The sequence below is a fragment of the Lacinutrix gracilariae genome (assembly GCF_042684485.1).
Lineage (GTDB): Bacteria > Bacteroidota > Bacteroidia > Flavobacteriales > Flavobacteriaceae > Oceanihabitans > Oceanihabitans gracilariae.
This window is the reverse complement of sequence record NZ_JBHULM010000038.1, coordinates 1-3333: the sequence shown is the minus strand read 5'-3', so window position 1 is coordinate 3333 and position 3333 is coordinate 1. Positions and strand designations below refer to the sequence as shown.

Here is a 3333-nt window from a genome sequence, read left to right as displayed (position 1 = left end):
GCAATTAATTTATACAACGAAATAAGATTACATTTATCTTTAGACTATAAAACACCGAATATGGTATATAAATTATCAGCGTAAATTCAATTTTAACCTGTAGCCATATTTCAGGACGAGACATTTACGAAACCAAGAATGAGCAGATTTCCAATTGATATTCCTAAATCCATACAAACTGAAAAGTTAGTTATTAAGGAATGGTTATTTGTAAGAATTTCTGAATATTTTCTTTACTTAATGTTTGTTATTGCTTTTCCTTTTATTGCAATAATGGAATTAAATTCCGATTTGAATAAAAATGAACCGATTGGTTTCTCTATATTTTTTCTGATTCTATCATTCATTTTAAGTAGTCTATTAATTTACTCTATTTTCAATGTAAACTCTGTAAAACGAATAAGCGGACTTTCAAGAGGAAAAAACTCAAATCTGATTAAAAAGATTGCGGAAAAAAATAATTGGAATATCCAATCGACCAACCAACAAATGACAATAATTAATTTTTCTTGGCAAGATTCTGGAACTGATTGGGGAAAACAAATGACAATACTCTATAACGAAAATGATATTTTAGTGAACTGTATTTCATTTGGAGTTGGCTCAAGTCCTTCACCATTTCATTGGTTTGCGAATAAAAGAAAAGTGAATAAATTAACAGCGGAATTTGAGAACGAAATAAAAAACGTTTTACAACAACGTGTATAAAAAATTGCGTAGTTTAGTGCTTAATCAAAGGCAGTTGCATTTTTGTTACGTCTGATTTTCCTGCGGAAAATCCTCGCACACAAAAACGCAACTTTCCATACACAAAACCGTTGTAGTGCATTTGAAAAACGATATGAATAGAATTTTACTTTTAGCATTAATCGTTCTGATTTTAAGTTGTAAATCAGAAAACAAAGACGAACATAAGCTGAAAATTGAATTTGAAGAGTCCACTTCAGAAACTTTAAATTTCGATGATAAATTTCAAGCGTTTATCACTCAATTTCCAGAAATAGAGACACCTATAAAAATAAAGGCCTGTGATGATGATTTTAGTAACCTTCAAAAGCTGAATGAAAAAACAAATCTTATTAAAAGAAAAGAACAAAATTATATCTTTTGTAAAATTAAAACTAATGGAACGTACGTAGCAATAATCACACTTGAAGAAACAGAATGTTATATGCCTGTACTTACTACATTCAAACCAAATGGAGAAAAAATTAGTTCAGAAAATTTAATGATTGGGCTTTGTGGATCTGACCCCTGTTTTGAATGCGAAGAATTAATGGAAATTGATAATGACTTAAATATTTACATTGCTTTTAATTCAAGATATTTTGATTGCGATGAAAATGGTCAAGAAATAGAAGGAACTGAAAAAACAGAAGTGATTTATAGAAACGGAAAACTGACTGAAAATGGAATAATTGAATTGACAGAAAAACTAAAAAAATAAAAACGCACTACAACACCGTATATAACAAATAGCTGCGTCTTTTCTAAACCGGAAATTTTGGTATATTTTGAGAAGTCGCCAAATCTTTTGATTTGGCATTTTAAAAAGAAAAGGTAAAAGCTAAATACAAAATATTTGGCTTGTTGCGTGGCGGAAAAATATAGACGTTCTTGCACGCTACTTATCATATACAAACACGTTACCACACATTTGACCAAAACCTATGAAAAAAACATTGCGAAATATAACTGCATTCAACGTGATTTTAATTTTGGCTGTCTTTTTCCATAGTTGCGCTTCATTTGATAAGGAACTGATTAACCCAAATCCTTTGAAAAAAGAAAGCCTAAACGAATTGAATGGTAAATACGGAATTGTTCATAATGAATTTGATAGTATTCATATCGATAAAGAACATAATTACAATCGACAAATATGGAATTCTAACAATTTTTTCACCGAAATCGACCGAAAATTAATCAAGGATACGCTTAAAATTGACACTTTAAACACATATTCTTTTAATTTAAGAGTTTTAAGTCCAAAAAAACTTAAAGTAGAGTATTTAGAAAATGGAAAAATATTCAGAGAAAGAATTCTTAAAACCAAACTGAAACGAGATGGATATTTATACTTGAGAAATAAAAACACTCAATTTATGTTAATTCCAATAATCGCTGGAACTATTGACATAAAAAAAACTCGGTTGACTAAAACGGAAAAAGGAACTTTAGTTTTTGATGTTGCGAATTTTAGATATTTCGCAGCTCTAATATTTATTGGAGATACTAGAACGTGGAAATATAGACAAGAATACGAACAAATCGAATAAAAACGTGTGGTAACACCGTATATAATTTATTGCTAGTTCTAGCCTACTTACGAAAATCCTCGCGGATTTTCTATTCGGTTTTTATTTGCTAAATTACGTGCTTAACCACGCAACAAACCATATACAAACACGTTACCAAACAGTTGAAACCCGAACAATGAAACAACTTCTTATTTTACTATTAACATTTTCTGTTTTATCAAGTTGCGACCGAAATAAATCGGAAAAAAACCAATCTGAATTTAAGTCAAAAACGGAATTAACAGCAGAAACGGAATCTGAACAAAAAATAGAGTTGGAATCTAACCAATCAAAAAATAAAAAAGATACAATTAATAATTATTGGCCTTTAATTCTTGACACTATTTCGACAAAAAAGGAATTCAAAATTTCTGAATTAAAACACACTCTTGAATTAAAAACTTATAGTTTAAACGATAGTTCTATTGTTAGGAATTTAGCTCAAAACGGAGAACAAGAATATTTAGACCATTCTCACAAAATGGTAACTGATTTCAAACTTTTGACTGACTCAATTGTTGACAAAAAACAAATCGACCGAACTGATTTCAAAGAATCTCTGATTCCTGAATTTTATGCAGAGTGCAATCTTTTCTCAACGGCAATTGATAGCATTTTAGGAAACACTATTTATCTGACTTCTGACTTGAATGTTCCTGATACTGGTAATCAATGGAGAGTTTGGTATTCAATTAAGGTTAAAGATAAAAAAATCGGGAATTTAAAAATTAAAGAATCTAATTACGTCGGATATTAAAAACCATTTGGTAACACCGTGTATAATTAATTGCTATGTTCGTCACTACTTGCGAAAATTCCTGCGGAATTTTCACGGGTTCGTTAAAGTTTGCTAACTTAGTTGCTTAACCACGCAACTAACCATACACAAACACGTTGGCAACAAGCTTGACCCGTCCTGAATAAAGGCTACATAATTTTAAACATTATGTACAAAAATGACAAAGTAATCAGACGGTATTCAGAACCTTTCAAACTGAAAATTTTAGCCGAACTTACAACCGGTAAACACACA

4 protein-coding genes are annotated in these 3333 nt (G+C 30.2%); all 4 read left to right on the top strand.

Going from position 1 to position 3333, the window contains the following annotated elements; all coding sequences use genetic code 11:
* The first annotated feature begins 138 nt into the window (after positions 1-138).
* The 4 genes from ACFSSB_RS15575 (at position 139) to ACFSSB_RS15560 (ending at position 3057) form a co-directional block, all read left to right on the top strand.
* Positions 139-708 (top strand): hypothetical protein, encoded by a 570-nt coding sequence (locus ACFSSB_RS15575; RefSeq protein ID WP_379905967.1) that lies wholly within the window; start codon positions 139-141, stop codon positions 706-708.
* Between the two features lie 133 nt (positions 709-841).
* The gene (locus tag ACFSSB_RS15570; protein ID WP_379905965.1) at positions 842-1447 is read left to right on the top strand and encodes a hypothetical protein; all 606 of its coding nucleotides are present in this window, start codon (positions 842-844) and stop codon (positions 1445-1447) included.
* Between the two features lie 223 nt (positions 1448-1670).
* On the top strand, positions 1671-2279 hold the full coding sequence (locus tag ACFSSB_RS15565) for a hypothetical protein (protein WP_379905963.1): 609 nt from the start codon (positions 1671-1673) through the stop codon (positions 2277-2279).
* A 157-nt stretch (positions 2280-2436) separates the two neighbouring features.
* Positions 2437-3057 carry a hypothetical protein gene (locus ACFSSB_RS15560; RefSeq protein WP_379905961.1) on the top strand — a complete coding sequence of 207 codons (621 nt, stop codon included), beginning with the start codon at positions 2437-2439 and terminating at the stop codon, positions 3055-3057.
* Positions 3058-3333 lie beyond the last annotated feature (276 nt).